The sequence below is a fragment of the Limnohabitans sp. TEGF005 genome (assembly GCF_055394835.1).
Genome location: NZ_AP029226.1, coordinates 1,963,667 through 1,985,959, shown reverse-complemented (window position 1 = coordinate 1,985,959; position 22,293 = coordinate 1,963,667). Strand labels below are relative to the sequence as shown.

The 22,293-nt window shown below is 60.0% G+C and carries 20 protein-coding genes; 5 read left to right on the top strand and 15 right to left on the bottom strand.

The annotated features are described in order from the left end of the window. Positions 1 to 19: 19 nt before the first annotated feature. From asd to ACZ5RG_RS09500, 12 genes are all read right to left on the bottom strand, one after another. A complete protein-coding gene (asd, locus tag ACZ5RG_RS09555; protein ID WP_464446919.1) occupies positions 20 to 1,150 on the bottom strand; it encodes an aspartate-semialdehyde dehydrogenase in 1,131 nt (376 codons plus the stop codon). A gap of 262 nt (positions 1,151 to 1,412) precedes the next feature. Continuing rightward, positions 1,413 to 2,498: a 3-isopropylmalate dehydrogenase gene (leuB, locus tag ACZ5RG_RS09550; RefSeq protein WP_464446918.1), complete on the bottom strand. Its 1,086-nt coding sequence runs from the start codon at positions 2,496 to 2,498 to the stop codon at positions 1,413 to 1,415. An 18-nt stretch (positions 2,499 to 2,516) separates the two neighbouring features. After that, positions 2,517 to 3,170 (bottom strand): 3-isopropylmalate dehydratase small subunit, encoded by a 654-nt coding sequence (gene leuD / locus ACZ5RG_RS09545; RefSeq protein ID WP_019430421.1) that lies wholly within the window; start codon positions 3,168 to 3,170, stop codon positions 2,517 to 2,519. 4 nt (positions 3,171 to 3,174) lie between these two features. After that, a complete protein-coding gene (locus ACZ5RG_RS09540) occupies positions 3,175 to 3,303 on the bottom strand; it encodes an entericidin A/B family lipoprotein (RefSeq protein ID WP_464446917.1) in 129 nt (42 codons plus the stop codon). 17 nt (positions 3,304 to 3,320) lie between these two features. Further along, positions 3,321 to 4,772 (bottom strand): 3-isopropylmalate dehydratase large subunit, encoded by a 1,452-nt coding sequence (gene leuC, locus ACZ5RG_RS09535; protein WP_464446916.1) that lies wholly within the window; start codon positions 4,770 to 4,772, stop codon positions 3,321 to 3,323. A 367-nt stretch (positions 4,773 to 5,139) separates the two neighbouring features. After that, complete coding sequence (gltA, locus tag ACZ5RG_RS09530) at positions 5,140 to 6,438, bottom strand: citrate synthase (RefSeq protein ID WP_019430418.1); 1,299 nt, start codon at positions 6,436 to 6,438, stop codon at positions 5,140 to 5,142. A gap of 42 nt (positions 6,439 to 6,480) precedes the next feature. Next, positions 6,481 to 6,789, bottom strand: a complete 309-nt coding sequence (locus tag ACZ5RG_RS09525) for an FAD assembly factor SdhE (RefSeq protein ID WP_019430417.1) — start codon at positions 6,787 to 6,789, stop codon at positions 6,481 to 6,483. After that, positions 6,789 to 7,493, bottom strand: a complete 705-nt coding sequence (locus ACZ5RG_RS09520) for a succinate dehydrogenase iron-sulfur subunit (protein WP_019430416.1) — start codon at positions 7,491 to 7,493, stop codon at positions 6,789 to 6,791. The genes ACZ5RG_RS09525 and ACZ5RG_RS09520 overlap by 1 nt, the downstream gene beginning before the upstream one ends. Positions 7,494 to 7,557: 64 nt before the next feature. After that, complete coding sequence (sdhA, locus tag ACZ5RG_RS09515; protein ID WP_019430415.1) at positions 7,558 to 9,363, bottom strand: succinate dehydrogenase flavoprotein subunit; 1,806 nt, start codon at positions 9,361 to 9,363, stop codon at positions 7,558 to 7,560. 42 nt (positions 9,364 to 9,405) lie between these two features. Further along, positions 9,406 to 9,774 carry a succinate dehydrogenase, hydrophobic membrane anchor protein gene (gene sdhD / locus ACZ5RG_RS09510; protein WP_019430414.1) on the bottom strand — a complete coding sequence of 123 codons (369 nt, stop codon included), beginning with the start codon at positions 9,772 to 9,774 and terminating at the stop codon, positions 9,406 to 9,408. A gap of 34 nt (positions 9,775 to 9,808) precedes the next feature. Further along, positions 9,809 to 10,240, bottom strand: coding sequence for a succinate dehydrogenase, cytochrome b556 subunit (gene sdhC / locus ACZ5RG_RS09505; RefSeq protein WP_312261549.1), 432 nt, complete (start codon positions 10,238 to 10,240; stop codon positions 9,809 to 9,811). Positions 10,241 to 10,372: 132 nt separating this feature from the next. Further along, on the bottom strand, positions 10,373 to 11,158 hold the full coding sequence (locus tag ACZ5RG_RS09500) for a GntR family transcriptional regulator (RefSeq protein ID WP_298596164.1): 786 nt from the start codon (positions 11,156 to 11,158) through the stop codon (positions 10,373 to 10,375). Between the two features lie 239 nt (positions 11,159 to 11,397). Between ACZ5RG_RS09500 and ACZ5RG_RS09495 the strand changes: the two genes are divergently transcribed. From ACZ5RG_RS09495 to acnB, 4 genes are all read left to right on the top strand, one after another. Then, complete coding sequence (locus ACZ5RG_RS09495; RefSeq protein ID WP_298596166.1) at positions 11,398 to 12,384, top strand: malate dehydrogenase; 987 nt, start codon at positions 11,398 to 11,400, stop codon at positions 12,382 to 12,384. Positions 12,385 to 12,493: 109 nt separating this feature from the next. After that, a complete protein-coding gene (locus tag ACZ5RG_RS09490) occupies positions 12,494 to 13,405 on the top strand; it encodes an HpcH/HpaI aldolase/citrate lyase family protein (protein ID WP_464448194.1) in 912 nt (303 codons plus the stop codon). Between the two features lie 26 nt (positions 13,406 to 13,431). Beyond that, positions 13,432 to 14,094: a hypothetical protein gene (locus ACZ5RG_RS09485; protein ID WP_464446915.1), complete on the top strand. Its 663-nt coding sequence runs from the start codon at positions 13,432 to 13,434 to the stop codon at positions 14,092 to 14,094. A gap of 33 nt (positions 14,095 to 14,127) precedes the next feature. After that, the gene (acnB, locus tag ACZ5RG_RS09480; RefSeq protein WP_312261542.1) at positions 14,128 to 16,719 is read left to right on the top strand and encodes a bifunctional aconitate hydratase 2/2-methylisocitrate dehydratase; all 2,592 of its coding nucleotides are present in this window, start codon (positions 14,128 to 14,130) and stop codon (positions 16,717 to 16,719) included. Positions 16,720 to 16,838: 119 nt separating this feature from the next. Here acnB and trhP read toward each other — a convergent pair whose 3' ends face one another. Beyond that, positions 16,839 to 18,206 carry a prephenate-dependent tRNA uridine(34) hydroxylase TrhP gene (trhP, locus tag ACZ5RG_RS09475; RefSeq protein ID WP_464446914.1) on the bottom strand — a complete coding sequence of 456 codons (1,368 nt, stop codon included), beginning with the start codon at positions 18,204 to 18,206 and terminating at the stop codon, positions 16,839 to 16,841. 66 nt (positions 18,207 to 18,272) lie between these two features. On the opposite strand from trhP, the gene ACZ5RG_RS09470 reads away from it, so the two are divergent. After that, entirely contained in the window at positions 18,273 to 19,472 is a 1,200-nt protein-coding gene (locus ACZ5RG_RS09470; protein ID WP_464446913.1) for an FAD-dependent monooxygenase, read from the top strand. 31 nt (positions 19,473 to 19,503) lie between these two features. On the opposite strand, the gene ACZ5RG_RS09465 is transcribed toward ACZ5RG_RS09470, so the two are convergent. Both ACZ5RG_RS09465 and ACZ5RG_RS09460 read right to left on the bottom strand, forming a co-directional pair. Beyond that, entirely contained in the window at positions 19,504 to 21,771 is a 2,268-nt protein-coding gene (locus ACZ5RG_RS09465) for a xanthine dehydrogenase family protein molybdopterin-binding subunit (protein ID WP_464446912.1), read from the bottom strand. Beyond that, the gene (locus ACZ5RG_RS09460) at positions 21,768 to 22,250 is read right to left on the bottom strand and encodes a (2Fe-2S)-binding protein (RefSeq protein WP_315235752.1); all 483 of its coding nucleotides are present in this window, start codon (positions 22,248 to 22,250) and stop codon (positions 21,768 to 21,770) included. The genes ACZ5RG_RS09465 and ACZ5RG_RS09460 overlap by 4 nt, the downstream gene beginning before the upstream one ends. Positions 22,251 to 22,293: the final 43 nt, after the last annotated feature.

The following is a 22,293-nucleotide window of genomic DNA, read 5'->3' as shown; positions in this document are numbered from 1 at the left end:
GCCGTTGGACGCAAGACCATCACGCGTCCAACAAGATGCGCAACATGCGGCGCAGCGGCTCTGCCGCGCCCCACAGCAGTTGGTCACCGATGGTGAACGCGCCCACATATTCAGGGCCCATGGCCAGTTTGCGCACGCGGCCCACTGGGATGGTCATGGTGCCGGTCACGGCCACGGGGGTCAGGTCTTTCACCGTGGCTTCGCGGGTGTTGGGCACCAGTTTGACCCACTCGTTGTCGGCGGCGATCATGGCTTCGATGTCGGCCACGGGCACGTCTTTTTTCAGTTTGAAGGTCAGCGCTTGGCTGTGGCAGCGCATGGCACCCACACGCACGCAGAAGCCGTCGACGGGAATGGCGGCAGAGTTGAAGCCTTCGCCTAGCCCCAAAATCTTGTTGGTTTCGGCCATGCCTTTCCACTCTTCTTTGGACATGCCGTTGCCCAGGTCCTTGTCGATCCAGGGGATCAACGAGCCGCCCAGTGGCACGCCAAAGTTGGCGGTTTCAGTGGCGGTCAGCGCACGTTGCTTGGCCACCACCATGCGGTCGATTTCCAGAATCGCGCTCTTGGGGTCGTCCAGCAGGGCTTTGACTTCGGCGTTCAGGGTGCCGTATTGGGTCAGCAGCTCGCGCATGTGTTGTGCACCGCCGCCGGATGCGGCTTGGTAAGTCTGGGTGCTCATCCACTCCACCAAACCGGCTTTGTACAAAGCGCCCACGCCCATCAGCATGCACGACACCGTGCAGTTGCCACCCACCCAGTTGTTGCCACCGTGGGCCAAGGCGTTCTTGATCACGGGCATGTTGACCGGGTCCAAGATGATGACCGCGTCTTTTTCCATGCGCAGGGTCGATGCGGCATCGATCCAGTGGCCGTTCCAACCGGCAGCGCGCAGCTTGGGGAAGACTTCTGAGGTGTAGTCGCCACCTTGGGCGGTGATGATGATGTCGCAGCGCTTGAGCTGCTCGATGTTGAAGGCGTCTTGCAGCGTGGTTTCGTTCTTGGCCATCGAGGGGGCTTTGCCGCCCGCGTTCGATGTGGAGAAGAACAAGGGCTCGATCAGGTCAAAGTCTTTTTCCTGAATCATGCGGTCCATCAGAACCGAGCCGACCATGCCACGCCAGCCAACCAAACCTACTAACTTGCTCATTTCAACGCCCTTTCAGTTTTTAAAACAGTGTTTGACCAGACTGTTTGCCCGGCTCGTCTGGCCGGGGGGGCGCACGACGAACCAGGCCGGATCAGCCCTTAATGGTCGTGGTTTTTGTGGAAGTTGCACGCGCGCCGACGACTGCCGTAGAGGCAGAAGCGAAGTTCAGGGAGAACAAGCGGGCGTGGAACATGGCCGAAATTGTAATGGATGCTGCCTGAGTCATTCCTGACAGTTGCACTGGCAGCATCCATGGGGGCAATCAGCCCAGAGCCTTGACCACCGCATCACCCATTTCACGGGTGCTGACTTTGGTGGTGCCAGCGCTGTAAATGTCGCCGGTGCGCAGGCCTTGGGCCAGCACTTTTTGCACAGCGGCTTCGATGCGTTCGGCCGCTGCACCTTGGTTCAGGCTGAAGCGCAGCATCATGGCCGCACTCAAAATGGTGGCCAGTGGGTTGGCGATGCCTTTGCCGGCGATGTCGGGGGCGCTGCCGTGGCTGGGCTCGTACAGGCCTTGGTTCTTCGTGTTCAGGCTGGCCGAAGGCAGCATGCCGATCGAGCCCGTGAGCATGGAGGCTTCGTCGCTCAGGATGTCGCCAAACATATTGCCCGTGACCACCACGTCAAAGCGCTTGGGCTCCTTGACCAGCTGCATGGCGGCGTTGTCCACGTACATGTGATCGAGTGCAATGTCGGGGTACTCTTTGCCGACTTCGGTGACCACGTCTTTCCAGAACTGGAAGGTTTCCAGCACGTTGGCTTTGTCGACGCTGGTCACACGGCCCTCAAAGCCAGCAGCTTTGCGCTTGCGGGCTGCCTGGAAGGCCACATGCGCGATGCGCTCGATCTCTGGCTTGGAATAGCGCATGGTGTCAAACGCTTCTTCGGCACCGGGGAAGTGGCCGTCGGTGGCGATGCGGCGACCGCGTGGCTGGCCGAAATAAATGTCACCCGTGAGCTCGCGGATGATCAGGATGTCCAGACCCGAAATCAGCTCGGGCTTGAGGCTCGATGCGCCGACCAATTGCTCGTAGCAAATGGCGGGGCGGAAGTTGGCAAACAGGCCCATGTTTTTGCGCAAGCCCAAAATGGCTTGCTCGGGGCGCAGAGGCCGTTCGAGCTTGTCGTATTTCCAGTCGCCCACCGCGCCAAACAGCACGGCATCACTGTCCATGGCCAGCTTGAGCGTGGCTTCGGGCAGGGGGTGGCCATAGGCGTCGTAAGCGGCACCACCGACCAAGGCGGTTTCCATCTCGAACTTCAGGTCGAGCACATTCAGGACTTTGACGGCTTCGGCGACGATTTCGGTGCCGATGCCATCACCGGGGAGGACTGCGATTTTCATGGGTATTCCAGGGTACTTTTATGCGTTGACAGCGGTGTGCGCCAGCCAGGGCTTGGTGGCCAAGCGTTCGGCTTCAAAGGCCTTGATCTTGTCGGCATGGCGCAGGGTCAGGCCAATGTCGTCCAGGCCGTTGAGCAGGCAGTACTTGCGGAAGGCCTGCACTTCGAACGGGATTTCTTCGCCTTGGGGCTTGACGATCACCTGGCGCTCCAGGTCCACCGTGAGTTGGTAGCCCGGGAAGGCGGCGATTTCGTCGAACAACTGGGCCACGACGGCTTCGGGCAGCACGATGGGCAGCAGGCCGTTTTTGAAGCAGTTGTTGAAGAAGATGTCGGCAAAGCTGGGTGCGATCACGGCGCGAAAACCGTATTGGTCAATGGCCCAGGGCGCATGCTCGCGCGAGGAGCCGCAGCCAAAGTTTTTGCGGGCCAACAAAACGCTGGCACCTTGGTAGCGCGGTTGGTTCAGCACGAAGTCTGGGTTGGGCTTTCGGCTGGCCGGGTCCTGGCCGGGGTAGCCCACGTCCAGATAGCGCCATTCGTCGAACAGGTTAGGGCCAAAGCCGGTTTTGCGGATCGACTTCAGGAATTGCTTGGGAATGATGGCGTCGGTGTCCACGTTGGCGCGGTCCATCGGGGCCACCAGGCCTTTGAGGAGAGTGAATTTTTGCATGGCTTTATTTCTTGGCAACGCCTTCAATGGCGGAGCCCAGTTTCTCAATATCTTGTCCGATGCCGCGCATGGTGTTGCACGCGGCCAGACTCAGCACAGAGGCGATCAGGATCAGGCGGATCAGGGTTTTCATGACCAGGCTCCTTGGGTTCAGGCGAATTTACGAATGTCGACAAAGTGGCCGTGGATAGCCGCAGCAGCAGCCATTGCGGGGCTCACCAAGTGGGTGCGACCCCCAGCGCCTTGACGGCCTTCGAAGTTTCGGTTGCTGGTAGAGGCGCAGCGCTCGCCTGCCTCCAGGCGGTCGGCGTTCATGGCTAAGCACATCGAGCAGCCGGGCTCACGCCACTCAAAGCCTGCGGCCTTGAAGATTTCATGCAAGCCTTCTTGCTCAGCTTGTACTTTGACCAAGCCGGAGCCCGGCACCACCATGGCCAGTTTGACGTTTTTCGCCACTTTTTGGCCGAGCTTTTTGACCACGGCAGCGGCCTCGCGCATGTCTTCGATGCGGCTGTTGGTACAAGAGCCGATGAAGACTTTGTCGATGGTGATGTCGGACAGCGCCTTACCGGGCTGCAGGCCCATGTAGGTCAGTGCCCGCTCGATGGCGTCGCGCTTGACATCGTCTTTTTCTTTGTCCGGGTCAGGCGTGTGGCCGTCGATGCCCAGCACCATCTCGGGCGAGGTGCCCCAGGTGACTTGCGGCACGATGGTGCTGGCGTCCAGCTCCACCACGGCGTCAAAGTGCGCACCAGCGTCGGATTGCAAGCTTTTCCAATAAGTCACTGCCTGGTCCCACTCCGCACCACCGACGAACTGGCCCGTTTTCGGATCGGTGCCTGGTGAGAGCAAACGGCCTTTGACGTACTCGATGGTCTTGTCGTCCACCGCCACCAAACCAGCGCGTGCGCCGCCTTCGATGGCCATGTTGCAGACCGTCATGCGGCCTTCCATGCTCAAGCTGCGGATGGCCGAGCCTGCGAATTCGATGGTGTAGCCGGTGCCGCCAGCGGTACCGATCTTGCCGATGATGGCCAACACAATGTCTTTGCCGGTCACGCCTTTGGCCAATGTGCCCTCGACCTTGATGAGCATGTTCTTGGCTTTTTTGGCCAGCAGGGTCTGCGTGGCCATGACGTGCTCGACCTCAGAGGTGCCGATGCCGTGGGCCAGTGCACCAAATGCACCGTGGGTGGAGGTGTGCGAGTCACCGCAGACCACGGTCATGCCGGGCAGGGTGGCACCGTTTTCCGGGCCAATGACGTGCACGATGCCCTGGCGTTTGGACAGGAAGGGGAAAAAGGCTGCCGAGCCGTATTCCTTCATGTTCGCGTCGAGCGTGGTGATTTGTTCTTTGCTGATGGGGTCTGTGATGCCGTCGTAGCCCATCTCCCAACCGGTGGTGGGGGTGTTGTGGTCGGCGGTGGCCACGATGGAGCTGACGCGCCAGACTTTGCGGCCCGCTTGGCGAATGCCTTCGAAGGCTTGCGGGCTGGTGACTTCGTGTACCAAATGACGGTCAATGTAGAGGACGGAGGTGCCGTCTTCTTCGGTGTGGACGACGTGTTCGTCCCAGATCTTGTCGTAGAGCGTGCGTGCCATGGAGCTTCCTTGCTGTGCAGCCTGCCATTTTATGCGGTTCGCATGACTTCTTTGTCGCGTTGGCTGATGCTGAGCCATGGTTTGTGGAAACCGACAGAAGAAGTGTCACCCTTGCGTGGACTTGAGTGGCCGAATCCGGGGTCTGGCAGGCCTCATTAGTCGCTTCGCGCCAGCAAATCGGCCAGTCAGGCCCCGGACCCGTCCCCTCAAGTTGTGGTGATTTGTAGGTCGGTGGCTTCAGTCCCGACAGCGGGTCAATGGCACCGTGCCGGGGGCTAAATCCGCCAACCTAGCGCGTTCCATGTGAGCGCAGTGATCATAAAAAAAGCCCGCACAAGGCGGGCTTTGGGCTTCGGTTAAAAACCGATCAACGCTGCACGTCGCGGCGTGGTGAGCCGGTGAACAACTGACGTGGGCGGCCGATTTTGTACTCGGGGTCGCTGATCATTTCGTTCAGTTGGGCGATCCAGCCGACGGTGCGGGCCAAGGCGAAGATGCCGGTGAACAGGTTCACAGGAATGCCGATGGCGCGTTGCACGATGCCGGAGTAGAAGTCCACGTTGGGGTAGAGCTTGCGGCTGACGAAGTATTCGTCTTCCAGAGCGATTTTTTCCAACTCTTTGGCCAACTTGAACAGGGGGTCGTTTTCCAGGCCCAGTTCTTTCAGCACTTCGTCGCAAGTTTCTTGCATCAACTTGGCGCGTGGGTCGTAGTTTTTATACACGCGGTGACCGAAGCCCATCAGCTTGACGCCGGAGTTCTTGTCTTTCACCTGGTTCATGAATTCACCGACCTTGGAGACGCCGCCCATTTTCTGAATGTCTTCCAGCATGTTCAGGCAAGCCTCGTTGGCGCCGCCGTGTGCTGGGCCCCACAGGCAGGCTACGCCCGCTGCAATGGCTGCAAACGGATTGGTGCCGGACGAGCCGCACAGGCGCACGGTCGATGTCGAGGCGTTTTGCTCGTGGTCTGCGTGCAGGGTGAAGATGCGGTCCATGGCGCGTTCGAGCACGGGGTTGACCTTGTACTCTTCGCAAGGAGTGCCAAACATCATGCGCAGGAAGTTGCCTGCGTAAGACAGGTCGTTGCGGGGGTACATGAAAGGCTGACCGACGCCATATTTGTAGGCCATGGACACCAGCGTAGGCATCTTGGCGATCAAGCGGATCGCGGCGATGTGGCGGTGTTCTGGGTTGTTGATGTCGGTGCTGTCATGGTAGAAGGCCGACAAAGCGCCCACCAGACCGGTCAACACGGCCATGGGGTGAGCATCACGACGGAAGCCGCGCAGGAAAAACTGCATCTGCTCGTTCACCATGGTGTGGTTGTTCACCAGCTTGTGGAAGTCCTTGCTTTGCTGACCGACAGGCAATTCGCCGTTCAGCAACAAGTAGCAGGTGTCCAGGTAGTCGGCTTTGTTGGCCAGTTGTTCGATGGGGTAGCCACGGTACAGCAGCTCACCTTTGTCACCATCAATGTAGGTGATCGCCGATTGGCAAGATGCCGTCGACAAGAAGCCAGGATCGTAGGTGAACATGCCGCTTTGTGCGTACAGCTTGCGGATGTCGATCACGTCAGGACCGATGTTGCCCGAGTAAACGGGCATGTCGATGCTGGGGCTGCCATTGGAGAACGACAGGGTGGCTTTGTTATCAGCGAGTTTCATGGTGGGTTTCCTCTAAATTTCCAGGTGTGAACCATTTCGGGTTCACGCTCTCAGCATGTCCAGGACTTCACGCACCTCTTCGGTGCTGATCTCGGGCTGCAGTGCCTTGCGGCGCAACAGCAAGTCCATGAGATCGTTGTCTGACAGGTCCATCAGCACGTACATGCCCCGGGCCTGACCAACCGTCAAGCAAGCTGCATGCCGGTTGAAGAAGCGCTCGATGAACAAATCGTTTTCGAGCAATCCGCGACGGCTGCGCCAACGCAGCTTGCTCAGCGACCGCTCGCTCAAAGGAGCGAGGCGGTCAGCGCCGACCAGAGACGCGTCTTCCAGGATAGGGGTGACGGTCATCAGACAGCGCGGCGAACCATCATCTCTTTGATCTTGCCAATCGCCTTGGTGGGGTTCAGACCCTTGGGGCAGACATCGACGCAGTTCATGATGGTGTGGCAGCGGAACAGACGGTAAGGGTCTTCCAGGTTGTCCAAGCGCTCGGCGGTGGCTTCGTCGCGGCTGTCGGCAATGAAGCGGTAGGCTTGCAGCAGACCGGCTGGGCCCACGAACTTGTCGGGGTTCCACCAGAAGCTGGGGCAGCTGGTCGAGCAGCTGGCGCACAAGATGCATTCGTACAGACCGTTGAGCTCATCACGCTCTTCCGGGCTTTGCAGGCGCTCGGTTTCGGGTGGGATATTGCTGTTGATCAAGTAAGGCTTGATCGAGTGGTACTGCTTGAAGAACTGGGTCATGTCCACGATCACGTCGCGAATCACGGGCAGACCTGGCAGCGGCTTCAACACGATGGTACCGGGCAGGGTGTTCATGTTGGTCAGGCAAGCCAGACCGTTTTTGCCGTTGATGTTCATCGCGTCCGAACCGCACACGCCTTCGCGGCAAGAGCGGCGGAACGAAATGGTGGGGTCAACTGCCTTGAGTTTCATCAGGGCGTCCAGCAACATGCGTTCGTTGCCGTCCAGTTCGACCTGGATGGTTTGCATGTAAGGCTTGGCGTCCTTATCGGGGTCGTAGCGGTAGATCTGAAAAGTGCGTAGGGTCATGGAAGAACTCCTGTTGGATTCTGGTGGTGGACCGCTGGCCTTGGGCGAGCGGTCCAGACAATCTTTAGAACGTGCGAACCTTGGGTGGCACAGAGTCCACGGTCAGGGGTTTGAGTTTCACAGGCTTGTAAGTCAGGCTGTTCGATTCGCTGTGCCACAGGGTGTGTTTCATCCAGTTGGCATCATCACGACCCAATGGTGCGATTGGATCGTCCACTGCACGCTCGTAGTCGCTTACGGTGTGGGCGCCACGGCATTCGCGGCGTGCTGCAGCCGAGACCATGGTGGCCTGTGCGCTTTCGATCAGGTTTTCCACTTCCAGCGCTTCGATGCGGGCGGTGTTGAACACTTTGGAAGTGTCTTTCAGGCCGATCGCATTGACACGCTCGCGGATGGCGGCGATCTTTTGCACGCCTTCGTCCATGCTGGCTTGTGTGCGGAACACGCCAGCGTGTTGCTGCATGACTGCACGCATGTCGTTGGCCACGTCCTGGGCGTATTCGCCGCCACGGCCTTCGAGTTTGTTCAGGCGTTCCAGTGTGAGGTCGGTGGCATCGGCCGGCAATGGCTTGTGCGATTTGGTCTTGGAGGCGAAGTCGACAATGTGGTTGCCTGCAGCGCGGCCAAACACCAGCAAGTCGAGCAGCGAGTTGGTGCCCAGGCGGTTGGCGCCGTGCACCGACACGCAAGAGCATTCGCCCACAGCGTACAAGCCGTTGACGACCGCGTTGTTGTCGGTGGCGTTTTGTGTGACCACTTGACCGTTGATGTTGGTCGGGATACCGCCCATTTGGTAGTGAATGGTCGGCACAACGGGGATCGGCTCTTTGGTGATGTCGACGTTGGCGAAGTTGACGCCGATTTCGTACACCGAGGGCAGGCGTTTGTGGATGGTGTCGGCGCCCAGGTGATCCAACTTGAGCAACACGTGGTCTTTGTTCGGACCGCAGCCACGGCCTTCCTTGATCTCTTGGTCCATGCAGCGGGACACGAAGTCGCGTGGGGCCAGATCTTTCAGGGTGGGCGCATAGCGCTCCATGAAGCGTTCGCCATTGCTGTTGAGCAAGATCGCGCCTTCGCCGCGGCAGCCTTCGGTCAACAACACGCCAGCACCGGCCACGCCGGTGGGGTGGAATTGCCAGAACTCCATGTCTTCGAGTGGAATGCCTGCGCGAGCCGCCATGCCCAAACCGTCGCCAGTGTTGATGAAGGCGTTGGTCGATGCGGCATAAATGCGGCCTGCGCCACCCGTGGCCATCAGCACGGTTTTGGCGTGCAAGACGTGCAGGTCACCGGTTTCCATTTCGAGTGCGGTCACGCCGACCACGTCGCCTTCGGCGTCACGGATCAGGTCAAGGGCCATCCACTCCACGAAGAAGCTGGTTTTGGCTGCGACGTTTTGCTGGTACAGGGTGTGCAGCATGGCGTGACCGGTGCGGTCAGCGGCAGCGCAAGCGCGTTGCACGGGCTTTTCGCCGTAGTTGGCGGTGTGGCCACCAAAGGGGCGCTGGTAAATAGTGCCGTCCGGGTTGCGGTCAAAAGGCATGCCCATGTGCTCCAGGTCATAGACGACCTTGGGTGCTTCGCGGCACATGAATTCGATGGCATCTTGGTCGCCGAGCCAGTCGGAGCCCTTGATGGTGTCGTAGAAGTGGTAGTGCCAGTTGTCGTCGGACATATTGCCCAGCGATGCACCGATGCCGCCTTGGGCCGCCACAGTGTGCGAACGGGTGGGGAACACTTTGGACAGCACGGCCACGTTCAGGCCAGCGCGGGCCAGTTGCAGCGAGGCACGCATTCCCGAACCGCCGGCGCCGATGATCACGACGTCAAACTTGCGGGTGGTGATTTGATCTTTGGTATAGCTCATGGTTTCTCAATCTTGTTATGAGTTCAGCTCAATCGCGGGCGATCACAGACGCCAGAGGGCTTGCACGGCCCAACCGGCACAGCCGATCAGCCAGACCAGTGTGAAAACGTGCAAAACCAAGCGCACAGCCAGGGGTTTTACATAGTCCATCCAGATGTCGCGCATGCCCACCCAGACGTGGTACAGCAAAGAAAGGATGACGCAGAAGGTCAGGACCTTCATCCATTGGGAGGCAAAGATGCCGGCCCATTCTTCGTAGCCGATAGGGCCGGAGGTGAAGATCACCTGGGCCAACAAGATCACGGTGAAAAGGGCCATCAGGGTGCCGGTCACGCGTTGTGCGAGCCAGTCACGAAAGCCGTAGCCTGCACCAGTGACGATGCGTTTGGAGCCGTAGTTGACGGACGACATAGGTCAGTTTCCTTTTGTTGTTCTGTGGGGCTGATCAGTACAGGCCAAACATCTTGGCACCCAGCACAGCGGTCAGGCCGATGCTGAGAGTCAAAGTGACGATGGCCGAAGATTTGCCGAATTCTTTGGTCACGGCATGGCACACGTCCATGTACAGGTGGCGCAAACCGGCGATGAAGTGGTGCAAATAGGCCCAGATCAAGGCCAAAGCCACCAGTTTCATGAACCAGCCCGGCACAAAGCCGATGCCGATATTGAAAGCGGCTGAGAGTTTCGCGAAAGAAATCTCTGACGTGATGGAACTGTCAAACATCCAGATGATGAGTGGCATCAACAAAAACATCAGGAAACCGCTGATGCGGTGCAGGATGGACACAATGCCAGCGACTGGGAGGCGGTAAGACGGGAGGTCTTTCAGGGCGTTGATGTTGCGGAATTCAGGCCGCTTTCGAGCGAGTTCAGTCATGTGGGTACTTTCTGGGTGTAACGCGTTCGTAATTTGGGTGACAAACCGGTGGATTCTATTGCAACGCAACAAACTGACATGAGCATTGCACACGAGGTGCACTGGGAGATTTTTTCAATCAAGCCGGGTGGGTCAGCTCAAGGCATTTCGGTAGTGGTGGCTTTCGGTGCGGTAAAAGCCGCGCCGCAGCTCCATGGGGGTGTCGTTGTAGGTATAAGCAATGCGTTCGACGCTCAGCAAAGGGGTTCCTGAGGCAATCTGCAGCAATTGGCTTTGGGCTTCGTCGGGCAGCACGGCGCGAATTTTTTCATCGGCACGGACCATGCGCACGCCAAATTCGGTTTCAAACAGGGCGTACATGGGGCCGTGGTATTCGGCCAGGCGCTCGGCTGTCAGGCCTTTGAAGGGGCCGCCGGGCAGCCACAAGTCTTCAAGAATGGTGGGGACGCCCGCAAAAGACAGCACACGGCGAACCTGCAAAACGGCATCGCCAGCCCTGAGGGCCAGTGCGCGAGCGATGTCGGCCGTGGCGCGTAAGCGCTTGCAATCGACGATTTCACGTTGGGCCGGGCCTTCGGCGTCGAGATTGCCGCTGTCCGGAACCAATTTGAGAAAACGGTATTGAACATGGTGCTCGGCATGCGTGGCGACAAATGTGCCTTTGCCTTGGCGACGCACCAGCAGGTTGTCGCCAGCCAGCTCGTCGATGGCTTTGCGGACAGTGCCCTGGCTGACCCGGTAGCGGGCAGCCAATTCCATCTCACTGGGAATCGACTCGCCGGGTTTCCACTCGCCAGACTGCAGGTTTTGCAGGATCAATCCCTTGATTTGCTGGTATAGCGGGCTGAACGCGGGTGTCAGCGCCGAAGATTCGGCGTCTGAAAAGCTGCTGTCTGCCGATGGGGATGTGTTGTTCATGGGGCTTGAATTTGGCGTGCAGGTCAGTTGCACGTCAGGAGCGACATCATATCTTATATAAGACATAAGACAAATTGACGAATCAGGGTTTTCGCGGGTACACTCCCCAGCTGTTTGCTTGCGGTCATCTCAACTTGGTCGGGATTGATGCGCGGGTCCGGTGCGCCGGACAGACCTGCTGACAAAAGTTGTCGGCCAGGGCTGCGACCCTTGTTTTCAACACTTCTGGAGTTTCCACCATGAGCAAAAAGCCCGTCCGCGTTGCCGTTACCGGCGCAGCAGGTCAAATCGGTTACGCATTGTTGTTCCGCATCGCCTCTGGCGAAATGCTGGGCAAAGACCAGCCCGTCATCCTGCAGTTGCTGGAAGTGCCCGTCGAAGGCCCCCAAAAAGCCCTGCGCGGCGTGATGATGGAATTGGAAGACTGCGCATTCCCCTTGTTGGTGGGCATGGAAGCCCATGGCGACCCGATGACGGCTTTCAAAGACGTCGACTATGCTTTGTTGGTCGGCTCGCGCCCACGCGGTCCAGGCATGGAGCGTGCCGAGTTGCTCGCCATTAACGGCGCCATCTTCACTGCACAGGGCAAGGCTCTGAACGCCGTGGCTTCGCGTGATGTGAAAGTGCTGGTCGTGGGCAACCCCGCCAACACCAACGCTTACATCGCCATGAAGGCCGCTCCTGATCTGAAGCCAGGCAACTTCACTGCCATGCTGCGTTTGGACCACAACCGCGCTGCTTCGCAAATCGCTGCCAAGACCGGCAAAGCCGTGGCCGATATCGAAAAATTGTGCGTGTGGGGCAACCACTCGCCCACCATGTACGCTGATTACCGCTTCGCCACCATCAAGGGCGAGTCGGTCAAGACCATGATCAACGACCAGGAATGGAACGCCAACGTGTTCTTGCCCACCGTCGGCAAGCGTGGCGCGGCCATCATCGAAGCGCGTGGCCTGTCTTCGGCAGCCTCAGCTGCCAACGCGGCCATCGACCACATGCGCGATTGGGCTTTGGGCACCAACGGCAAGTGGGTCACCATGGGCATCCCATCGCAAGGCTGGTACGGCATCCCCAAAGATGTCATGTTCGGCTTCCCTGTCACTTGCGAAAACGGCCAATACACCGTGGTTGAAGGTCTGGAAATCGACGCGTTCAGCCAAGGTTGCATTGACAAGACTCTGAAAGAGTTGACCGACGAGCAAGCTGGCGTTGCTCACTTGATCTGATTCTCAGCAGAGAAGCAGAGTGACCCATCCGCGCGATATTTTGCTGGGGGCGCAAGCCGGTAGCGTTCAGCTGCCGGTGTGTGACCATTACAGCGGAGTGGAGGCGCGGATGCGCAAAAGCCTGCAATTGCAGGCTGAAATGACCCAAGAATTCGGCACTTGCGTCTTTGATGTCACCCTCGATTGCGAAGACGGTGCGCCCATCGGTGGCGAAGCCGAACACGCGGCACTGGTCACAGAAATGGCGCTCGCCACGACCGCTGCCACACCGGATGCGCGCATTGCTGTGCGCGTTCATCCTGTCGATCACCCCAGTTTTGACGCCGACATGGCCCACGTTGCAGGTCGCGCGGGGCGGGTTTTGACGCACATCATGGTGCCCAAGGTCGAATCCGTGGCCGACGTCGATCGTGCCCAAGCTGCCCTGATCAACGCGGGTGCCGCAGACTTGCCTTTGCACGTGCTGATCGAGTCGCCCGCCGCCGTGCACCGCGCTTTTGACATCGCTGCCCATCCCCGCGTGCAGTCGATCAGCTTTGGCCTGATGGATTTTGTCTCCGCCCATGGCGGCGCGATTCCCGCCGATGGCATGGGTATCCAAGGCCAGTTCACCCACCCCTTGGTGCTGCGCGCCAAGCTCGAGATCGCCAGCGCCTGCCACGCGCACGGCAAGGTGCCTTCGCACTGCGTGGTCACTGAATTCAAAAACGCCGATGCTGTTCGCATGGCGGCCCAAAAAGCGGCGCAAGAGCTGGGTTACACCCGTATGTGGAGCATCCATCCTGATCAGATTCGCCCGATCTTGGAGGCCATGGCCCCCAGCGAAGCGCAAATCGACCAAGCCAGCGAGATCATTTTGGCCGCACAGGCCGCCCAATGGGCCCCCATTAGCCACGCCGGGCAATTGCACGACCGGGCCAGCTACCGGTTTTTCTGGCAACTGCTGGAGCGCGCACACCAAACCGGTCGCCCCTTGCTAGGGGCCATCCAGGCATTTTTTGCCGTGACAGGCAGGCGATGATGGGCTATTCGATGAAAGTGCTGCTCATGTTCAAAACCTTCTTGTTTGCTTTTGTGGTCTGGTCTGGCGTTTGCCTGGCCGAGACCGCCGTGGTCAAAAAACAGGCCGCACATCCCGTTGCAAAGGCGCGCACAGCATCGGCCAGCACCCGCGCCACCACCGCAGCGCAGGCCCGCTTGGCCGCCGAAGCCACAGCCGCTTTGCAAGCCCAAGCGATTTCAGACGCGGCCACCAGCCTTCGTACACCAGAGCGTAAGGCGGCGTCCTTGCCCCCAGTGCCAGCGGTTTCTGCGTTGGCACCGTCAGTTCGCCCAGGTGCGCAAACCGACCTGAACCTTGAAGAGTTGGCAATTGCCGAGCGCATCCATCAAGGTGTGATGCCCTGCGAACTGGGGGCCAGCGTCCGGCTCGAAGCCGATGCCGCCAAGCCCGGCTACTTCCATGTACTGGGCAAAGGTTTTCGCTATCACATGCAACCGGTACGTACCAGTTCCGGGGCCATCCGCCTTGAAGACAAAAAAGCCGGTGCAGTTTGGCTGCAACTGGCCAATAAATCCATGCTCATGGACCAGACCAAAGGCCGTCGCTTGGCCGATGAGTGTGCGAACCCCGAGCAAGTGGCCTTTGCCGAAACCATGAAAACCAATCCCCCGCCCAGCCTGATCGATACGACAGGCATGGGGCGATAAATCTTGAAACCTTGACTGACAGGAGAAAAAACCATGTTGAAAGCCTACCGTGACCATGTGACCGAGCGCGCAGCGCTGGGTATCCCGCCACTGCCTTTGGACGCCAAGCAAACGGCTGAATTGATCGAACTGATCAAAGCACCCGCCGCAGGCGAAGAAGCGTTCTTGATGGACTTGCTGACGCACCGCGTGCCACCGGGCGTGGACGATGCCGCCAAAGTCAAGGCGTCCTTTTTGGCCGCTGTGGCGCACGGCGAGATCCAAGTTGCTTTGATCTCCAAATCCAAGGCCGCCGAGTTGCTCGGCACCATGGTGGGTGGCTATAACGTGCACCCCCTGATCGAATTGCTCGACGACGCAGAAGTGGCCGCCGTGGCCGCGCAAGCCTTGAAGAAAACTTTGTTGATGTTTGACTTTTTCAACGACGTCGCTGAAAAAGCCAAGGCCGGCAACGCCAAAGCCAAAGAAGTCATGCAAAGCTGGGCCGATGCCGAGTGGTTCACCACACGCCCTGAAGTCGAGAAAAAAATCACCATCACCGTGTTCAAGGTGCCTGGCGAAACCAACACCGACGACTTGTCTCCAGCGCCTGACGCCTGGAGCCGTCCAGACATCCCATTGCACTACTTGGCGATGTTGAAGAACACCCGCGAAGGTGCAGCGTTCAAGCCCGAAGAAGACGGCAAGCGCGGCCCCATGGCCATGATTGAAGAGCTGAAGAAAAAAGGCAACTTGGTGTCTTATGTCGGCGACGTGGTCGGCACTGGCTCTTCACGCAAGTCGGCCACCAACAGCATCATCTGGGGCTTTGGTGAAGACATTCCGTTTGTGCCCAACAAGCGTTTCGGTGGTGTCACTTTGGGCGGCAAGATTGCCCCTATCTTCTTCAACACGCAAGAAGATTCGGGCGCGCTGCCGATCGAAGTGGACGTGACCGCACTCAACATGGGTGACGTGGTCGATGTATTGCCCTACGAAGGCAAGATCGTGCGCAACGGTGAAACCGTGACCACATTCCAGCTCAAGAGCGATGTGCTGTTTGACGAAGTGCGCGCTGGTGGCCGTATCAACCTGATCATTGGCCGCAGCTTGACCGCTAAGGCGCGCGAGTTCTTGGGCTTGCCCGTCTCCACTGTGTTCCGTTTGCCGACTGCGCCGATCAGTACCCAAGCCGGTTTCACATTGGCGCAAAAAATGGTGGGCCGTGCCGTTGGTTTGCCAGAAGGCCAAGGCGTTCGCCCTGGCACTTACTGCGAACCCAAAATGACCACTGTGGGTTCGCAAGACACCACAGGCCCCATGACCCGCGACGAGTTGAAAGACCTGGCTTGCCTGGGCTTCTCGGCCGACATGGTCATGCAATCGTTCTGCCACACAGCGGCCTACCCCAAGTCTGTTGACGTGAAAACGCACCGCGAACTGCCTGCGTTCATCAGCAACCGCGGCGGCGTGTCCCTGCGTCCCGGTGACGGCGTGATTCACTCCTGGTTGAACCGTTTGTTGTTGCCTGACACCGTCGGCACCGGCGGCGACTCGCACACCCGTTTCCCCATCGGTATCAGCTTCCCCGCCGGTTCGGGCTTGGTGGCCTTCGGTGCAGCCACCGGCGTGATGCCTTTGGACATGCCCGAGTCCATCCTGGTTCGCTTCAAAGGTGAAATGCAACCCGGCGTGACCTTGCGCGACTTGGTTCATGCCATTCCTTTGTACGCGATCAAGCAAGGTTTGTTGACTGTGGCCAAGGCCGGCAAGATCAACGAATTCTCAGGCCGTATCCTGGAAATCGAAGGCCTGCCCAACCTCAAGGTTGAGCAAGCGTTTGAATTGTCTGACGCGTCTGCCGAGCGTTCTGCCGCCGGTTGCTCAATCAAGCTCAACAAAGAGCCTGTGGCCGAGTACCTGAAGTCCAACGTGGTTCTGATGAAGAACATGATCGCCGACGGCTACGCCGATGCACGCACTTTGGCCCGCCGCATCGAGAAAGTCGAAGCCTGGTTGGCCGCACCCGAATTGCTCGAAGCCGACAAAAACGCAGAATACGCGCACGTCATTGAAATCGATTTGGCCGACATCAAAGAGCCTATCGTTTGCTGCCCGAACGATCCGGACGACGCCAAGTTCTTGTCTGAAGTGTCTGGCACCAAGATCGACGAAGCCTTCATCGGTTCTTGCATGACCAACATTGGCCACTTCCGTGCAGCCGCCACACTGCTCGGCGGTCAACGTGACATTCCCGTCAAGCTGTGGGTGGCACCCCCAACCAAGATGGACGAAAGCGAGTTGATCAAAGAAGGCCACTACGCCGCATTTGGCACCGCCGGTGCGCGCACCGAAATGCCAGGCTGCTCTTTGTGCATGGGCAACCAAGCACAAGTGCGCGAAGGCGCGACGGTGGTGTCCACTTCCACACGCAACTTCCCCAACCGTTTGGGCAAGAACACCAACGTGTACTTGGCCTCTGCTGAGTTGGCGGCCATCACCTCGAAGATGGGCAAGTTCCCAACGGTGGCCGAATACCATGAAGCCATGGGCGTGGTGAACAAAGACGGTGCTGCCATTTACAAGTACCTGAACTTCAACCAGATCGAAGAGTACGTGGAAAACGCCAAGGGCGTGACCGCCTGAGTCCGGTTGTGATCTCAATGCTTTGAGGTCAGAATGAAAAAGCCCCGCCAGTGCAAACTGTGCGGGGCTTTTCTTTTGGCGAACGCTGTAAGACGGGTTTTGCGGTCCGACCAGAATGGTCAAAACATCCGAGCGATCAGTGCGCCATCAGCCGGGCCCTGCATCGGAATCCACACCCTGAGTGGGCTGCCGGGGGCCACCTCAATGGCTTCTCCTTTGACGTTCTTCATGGCCTTGAGTTGCACCTTGCGGTTGCCGCTGGGGTGAATGATTTCAATCGTGTCGCCCACCGAAAACTTGTTCTTGGTTTCCACCTCGGCCCAGTCGCCTTGCACGCCGCGCACCTCGCCCACAAACTGGCTGCGGTGGCCGACCGAGTGGCCGGTTTCGTAGTTTTGATAGTCCTGCGCGGGGCGGCGCTCTAAAAAGCCCGAGGTGTAGCCGCGTGAGGCCAGCCCGTCGAGTTCGCTGATGAGCTCGGGGTTGAAGGGCCGGCCCGCCACGGCGTCGTCGATGGCGCGGCGGTACACCTGCGCGGTGCGGCTGACGTAATACAGGCTCTTGGTGCGGCCTTCGATCTTGAGCGAGTCCACGCCGATCTTGACCAGCCGCTCAATCAGCTCGACCGCGCGCAGGTCTTTGCTGTTCATGATGTAGGTGCCGTGCTCGTCTTCCATGATGGGCATGAGCTGGCCGGGGCGACCGGCCTCTTCAATCAGGTAGACCTTGTCGGCAGCAGGGTGGCGCTGGCCGTCGCCGCAGGCTGAGAAGTTTTTCTCGGCGGCTTCTTGCTCTTGCTCGAAGCTGAAGTCGCCGTCCATACGGGTCGGTTTGACCTCGCCCGAATCGGTCTCGTCGGTGGCTTCTTGTGTGCCATAGCTCCAGCGGCAGGCGTTGGTGCAAGTGCCCTGGTTGGGGTCGCGCCGGTTGAAGTAGCCCGACAGCAGGCAGCGGCCCGAGTAGGCGATGCACAGCGCGCCGTGCACAAAAACTTCGAGCTCCATGTCGGCGCATTCTTGGCGGATTTTTTCGACTTCGTCCAGGCTCAGTTCGCGGCTCAAAATGATGCGGGCCACGCCCATTTTTTGCCAAAACTTCACCGCCGCCCAGTTGACGGTGTTGGCCTGCACCGAAAGATGGATGGGCATCTCGGGCCATTTCTCGCGCACCATCATGATCAGGCCAGGGTCGGCCATGATCAGGGCGTCCGGCTGCATGGCGATCACTGGCTCGATGTCGCGCAGGTAGGTGCGCACTTTGTCGTTGTGCGGCAGCAAGTTGCTGGTGACAAAAAACTTTTTCCCACGCGCATGGGCTTCGGCAATGCCGATGCCGATTTGCTCCAGCTTGAATTCGTTGTTGCGTGCCCGCAGGCTGTAGCGCGGCTGGCCCGCATAAATCGCGTCGGCGCCAAAGTCGTAAGCGGCCCGCATTTTGTCGAGCGAGCCAGCAGGCAATAAAAGTTCAGGAGATTTGAGCATCGTCATGGTTTTCAATTGTCCAATCTTTGGGTGCAGTACGGCACCGTGCACAATTGATGTATGACAAGAAGCATGGCAAAAGGTGGGCTTAAACAGGTGTTGGTCGCAGGCGGCGGCATTGGTGGCTTGGCTGCTGCCGTGGCCTGTGCGCGGCAGGGCGTGCCGGTTCAGCTGCTGGAGCGGGCAACGCAGCTGAGCGAGGTGGGCGCTGGCATCCAGATGGGGCCGAACGTGACGCGCATTTTGCAGGCCTGGGGTTTGGGCGATGCCTTGGCGCAAGTGGCAGCGTTTCCCAAGCTTTTGCAAGCCCGCGATGCCCAAACAGGGCGGGTGCTGGGCAGCTTGCGTTTGGGCGAGCGGGCTCAGGCACTTTACGGCGCGCCATACGCCACCATCCACCGGGCCGACTTGCAGGGCCTGTTGCAGGTTGCAGTCAAGGCCGCAGATGTGGATGTGCAACTGGGGCAAACGGTGCAGGGCTGGCAAGCCGGTGCCCAAGGGCTGGATGTGCACAGCGCACAGGGGCAGCACTGGCAGGCCGATGCCTTGATCGGTGCCGATGGTGTGTGGAGCGCGGTGCGCCAGCAACTGCTGGGCGATGCGCCTGCCCGCTTCACGGGGCAGCTGGCGTACCGGGCCTTGGTGGCGCAAGCCGATTTGCCCGTGCATTTACGCACCCATGAAGTCACGGTCTGGATGGGGCCGCGCCTGCATGTGGTGCATTACCCGGTGCGCAGCGGCGAATGGTTGAATTTGGTGGCCATCGTGCACGGCGACAAACCCGCGCACGCCGAGGCTTGGGACGCAGCAGGCCACTCCCAAGCGCTGATGCAAGCGATGGGCGCCGTGTCGGGTGCAGTGGGACGAGATTTGCAGGAACGTCTGGCCTCGGTTTCGGCCTGGCGGCAATGGGCGCTTCACGACCGCGCTCCCTTGGCTTGCGCGCATGAAATGGCCCAAGGACTGGTGGCCTTGCTGGGTGATGCCGCACACCCGATGCGGCCCTTTTTGGCGCAAGGCGCGGGCATGGCGATTGAAGACGCGCAGGTGCTGGCGCAGTGCTTGGCCCACGGTGGGGGCCGCGTGCCCGACCGTTTGCAGTCCTATGCCGAGCAGCGCTGGGCGCGCAACGCCCGTGTGCAGGCACGCGCCATCCGCAATGGCCAGATTTTTCACGCCCAAGGCGCATTGGCCTTGGGCCGCAACTGGGGCCTGCGCTTGGGGGGCGAACGCTTGATGGATCTGCCTTGGCTGTACAGCGGTATCTTGTAACGCGGTCCTCGAAGCGCCTGCGTTGGTCCCCTTAAACCACCAAAGGCAAAGCCCGCAGCCGTTTGCCCGTGAGCGCAAACAGGGCATTGCCCACAGCCGGGGCCACGGGCGGCACTGCCGGTTCGCCCACCCCTGCGGGCGCTCGGGTGCTGGGTACGATGTGGGTGTCCACCTGCGGTGCCTGCGCCAAGGTGACCAGCGGGTAAGCCGGAAAGTTGCTTTGTTGGACCACCCCGCCCACGATGTCGATCTTGCCAAACAGGGCGGCACTCAGGCCATACAGCACGCTGCTTTCGACCTGCTGGGCCACGGTGTCCGGGTTGACCACGGTGCCGCAGTCGATGGCGCAGACCACACGGTGCACGCGGATCTGGCCGTGGTCGAGCGACACTTCGGCCACTTGCGCGGTGATGGAGCCAAACGACTCGTGCAAGGCCAGGCCCTGTGCATGGCCCGCAGGCAAGGCTTTGCCCCAGCCCGCTTTGTCAGCGGCCAACTGGAGCACGGCGGCATAGCGCGGCGCTTCTTTGAGCCAGTGCAGGCGAAAAGCCAGAGGGTCTTGTCGGCTGGCAAGGGCCAGTTCGTCGATGAAGCTTTCGGAGAAAAAAGCGTTGTGCGAATGGCCGACCGAGCGCCAAAAACCGACCGGTACGCCTGACCGGGTGGCCACATGGCTCATGTGTTGGCTGGCAAAGCCGTAGGGCAGGTCAAACAGGCCTTCCGATGCGGTTTTGTCGGGCATGTCGATGGGGCCAGACAGGTGGGGCGCTGCACGCGCCATCCAGCGCGGGGTGATGGCGTCACCCGCCGATTTGATGCGCAGGCTGGTGACCGTGCCTTGGGGATCAAGCGAGGCCTGGAACTTGGCCAGGTGCATGGGGCGGTAAAAGTCGTGCGCCATGTCTTCTTCGCGCGACCAGCTCAGCTGCACAGGGACGCCGTTGCAGGCCATGGCCACTTGCACGGCTTGGCCCACAAAATCGACTTCGAGCCTGCGGCCAAAACCGCCGCCCAACAAAGTCACATGCACAGTGACTTGCTCTTCTTTGACGCCCGCCACTTTGGCCGCCATGGCGCGGGCCATTTGGGGCACTTGGGTGGGCACCCAAATCTCGACCCGCCCGTCTTTGACCTGCGCGGTGCAGTTCATGGGCTCCATGGTGGCGTGGGCCAAATAGGGCGCTTGGTACAGGGCATCGATGCGGCTGGCCGCGGCTTTTTCGGCCTGGGTGGGCACGCCTTGTTCATGGAAGGTGAAGCCGCTTTCGGTGTTCAAGGCCTTGAGCAAATCGGCTTGGATGCGGGTGGTGTCTGCAGCGCCAGCTGCGGGGGGCTGCCACTGCACTTTGACTGCTTGTGCGCCTTGCAACGCATGCCAAGTGGTGAGGCCCACCACGGCCAGACCGGCGGTGCCGCCACCCCAGGCGTCGAGCGGAACCACCTTGGACACACCGGGCAGTGCCAATGCCGCTTGGCTGTCCATGGACGCGGCTGACCCACCCAGCATGGGGCACATTTGCACGGCAGCAAACAGCATGCCCGGCAGGCGCACATCGGCCCCAAAACGGGCCTCGCCTGTCACTTTGGCAGGAATGTCGGTGCGGGGCGCGGCTTGGCCAATGAGCTTCCACTGCGCACGTGGTTTGGTGCTGATGCCTTGGGGCGTGGCACCCGCAGCAGCTGCGGCCATGTCGCCGAAGTGTGCGGACTTGCCCGAAGCATGCTTCATCAGGCCGTCGGCGATGGTGATGTCGCTGGCAGACACTTGCCAGGCCAGTGCCGCTGTTTGCACCAGGCTGGCCCGCGCTGTGGCAGCTGCCATGCGCAAAGGCGCCCACAGGTCAGCGATGCTGGACGAGCCCCCCGTGGCGTTGATGCCCAACTCGCGGGCGATCTTGCCCACCAGCCATTCCCCCATTTTGATTTTGACGGGTTTGTGTTCGCCTTCGCTGTCCAGCGGGTGAAAAGGCAGGCTGGCCACCAGCATGGCCACGTTGCCGTAAATGCTGTCCGAGCCAGCTTGTTCCAAGCGCACGCGGCTCAGCGGCACATCGAGCTCTTCGGCCACCAGCATGGCCAGCGCGGTGTGCACGCCTTGGCCCATTTCGCTGCGGGGCATGGCCAAGATGACGCCGCCGTCTGCAGCGATCTTGATCCAGCCGTTCAGGGCCACATCGCCTTGACTGGGCAGCATCAAATCGGGGGAACCCAAGCGCGAGCGTGCAGGCATCGCGCCCCAGCCCACCACCAAAGCCCCGGTCGCGCCCAAGGCGCTCAAGATCCAGGTGCGGCGTTTCATGCGGCACCGCCTTTCTGGGCGTTTGGCGACTGCATGGTTTTTGCCGCGCGGTGAATGGCCGCACGCACGCGTTGGTACGTGCCGCAGCGGCACAAATTGGTCATGGCCGCGTCAATCTGGGCGTCGCTGGGCTGGGGTGTTTTGTCCAGCAAGGCGGCGGCGGCCATCAACATGCCGCTTTGGCAATAGCCGCATTGCGGCACTTGTTCTGCGATCCAGGCCGCTTGCAGTGGGTGGGGTTTTTCAGGGCTGCCCAAAGATTCAATGGTGCGGATGCGTTGGTGCGCGACCGCAGATGCTGGCGTGACGCACGAGCGCACGGCCTGTCCGTCGACATGCACGGTGCAGGCCCCGCAGGCGGCGATGCCGCAGCCGAACTTGGTGCCCGTGAGGTTCAGTTCATCGCGCAGCACCCACAACAAGGGCATGCCGGGCTCGGCTTGGCTGGTGCGGCTTTCGCCGTTGATGTTCAGTTGCACAGCGTCTCTCCAGTGGTGCGAGTCGGCATATTAGTGCAAATGA

What these genes read in the sequence shown, in the direction of transcription:
- asd (WP_464446919.1), bottom strand. Translation starts at nt 1,150, where the DNA reads ATGAGCAAGTTAGTAGGTTTGGTTGGCTGGCGTGGCATGGTCGGCTCG.
- leuB (WP_464446918.1), bottom strand. Translation starts at nt 2,498, where the DNA reads ATGAAAATCGCAGTCCTCCCCGGTGATGGCATCGGCACCGAAATCGTC.
- leuD (WP_019430421.1), bottom strand. Translation starts at nt 3,170, where the DNA reads ATGCAAAAATTCACTCTCCTCAAAGGCCTGGTGGCCCCGATGGACCGC.
- ACZ5RG_RS09540 (WP_464446917.1), bottom strand. Translation starts at nt 3,303, where the DNA reads ATGAAAACCCTGATCCGCCTGATCCTGATCGCCTCTGTGCTGAGTCTG.
- leuC (WP_464446916.1), bottom strand. Translation starts at nt 4,772, where the DNA reads ATGGCACGCACGCTCTACGACAAGATCTGGGACGAACACGTCGTCCAC.
- gltA (WP_019430418.1), bottom strand. Translation starts at nt 6,438, where the DNA reads ATGAAACTCGCTGATAACAAAGCCACCCTGTCGTTCTCCAATGGCAGC.
- ACZ5RG_RS09525 (WP_019430417.1), bottom strand. Translation starts at nt 6,789, where the DNA reads ATGACCGTCACCCCTATCCTGGAAGACGCGTCTCTGGTCGGCGCTGAC.
- ACZ5RG_RS09520 (WP_019430416.1), bottom strand. Translation starts at nt 7,493, where the DNA reads ATGACCCTACGCACTTTTCAGATCTACCGCTACGACCCCGATAAGGAC.
- sdhA (WP_019430415.1), bottom strand. Translation starts at nt 9,363, where the DNA reads ATGAGCTATACCAAAGATCAAATCACCACCCGCAAGTTTGACGTCGTG.
- sdhD (WP_019430414.1), bottom strand. Translation starts at nt 9,774, where the DNA reads ATGTCGTCCGTCAACTACGGCTCCAAACGCATCGTCACTGGTGCAGGC.
- sdhC (WP_312261549.1), bottom strand. Translation starts at nt 10,240, where the DNA reads ATGACTGAACTCGCTCGAAAGCGGCCTGAATTCCGCAACATCAACGCC.
- ACZ5RG_RS09500 (WP_298596164.1), bottom strand. Translation starts at nt 11,158, where the DNA reads ATGAACAACACATCCCCATCGGCAGACAGCAGCTTTTCAGACGCCGAA.
- ACZ5RG_RS09495 (WP_298596166.1), top strand. Translation starts at nt 11,398, where the DNA reads ATGAGCAAAAAGCCCGTCCGCGTTGCCGTTACCGGCGCAGCAGGTCAA.
- ACZ5RG_RS09490 (WP_464448194.1), top strand. Translation starts at nt 12,494, where the DNA reads ATGCGCAAAAGCCTGCAATTGCAGGCTGAAATGACCCAAGAATTCGGC.
- ACZ5RG_RS09485 (WP_464446915.1), top strand. Translation starts at nt 13,432, where the DNA reads ATGTTCAAAACCTTCTTGTTTGCTTTTGTGGTCTGGTCTGGCGTTTGC.
- acnB (WP_312261542.1), top strand. Translation starts at nt 14,128, where the DNA reads ATGTTGAAAGCCTACCGTGACCATGTGACCGAGCGCGCAGCGCTGGGT.
- trhP (WP_464446914.1), bottom strand. Translation starts at nt 18,206, where the DNA reads ATGACGATGCTCAAATCTCCTGAACTTTTATTGCCTGCTGGCTCGCTC.
- ACZ5RG_RS09470 (WP_464446913.1), top strand. Translation starts at nt 18,273, where the DNA reads ATGGCAAAAGGTGGGCTTAAACAGGTGTTGGTCGCAGGCGGCGGCATT.
- ACZ5RG_RS09465 (WP_464446912.1), bottom strand. Translation starts at nt 21,771, where the DNA reads ATGAAACGCCGCACCTGGATCTTGAGCGCCTTGGGCGCGACCGGGGCT.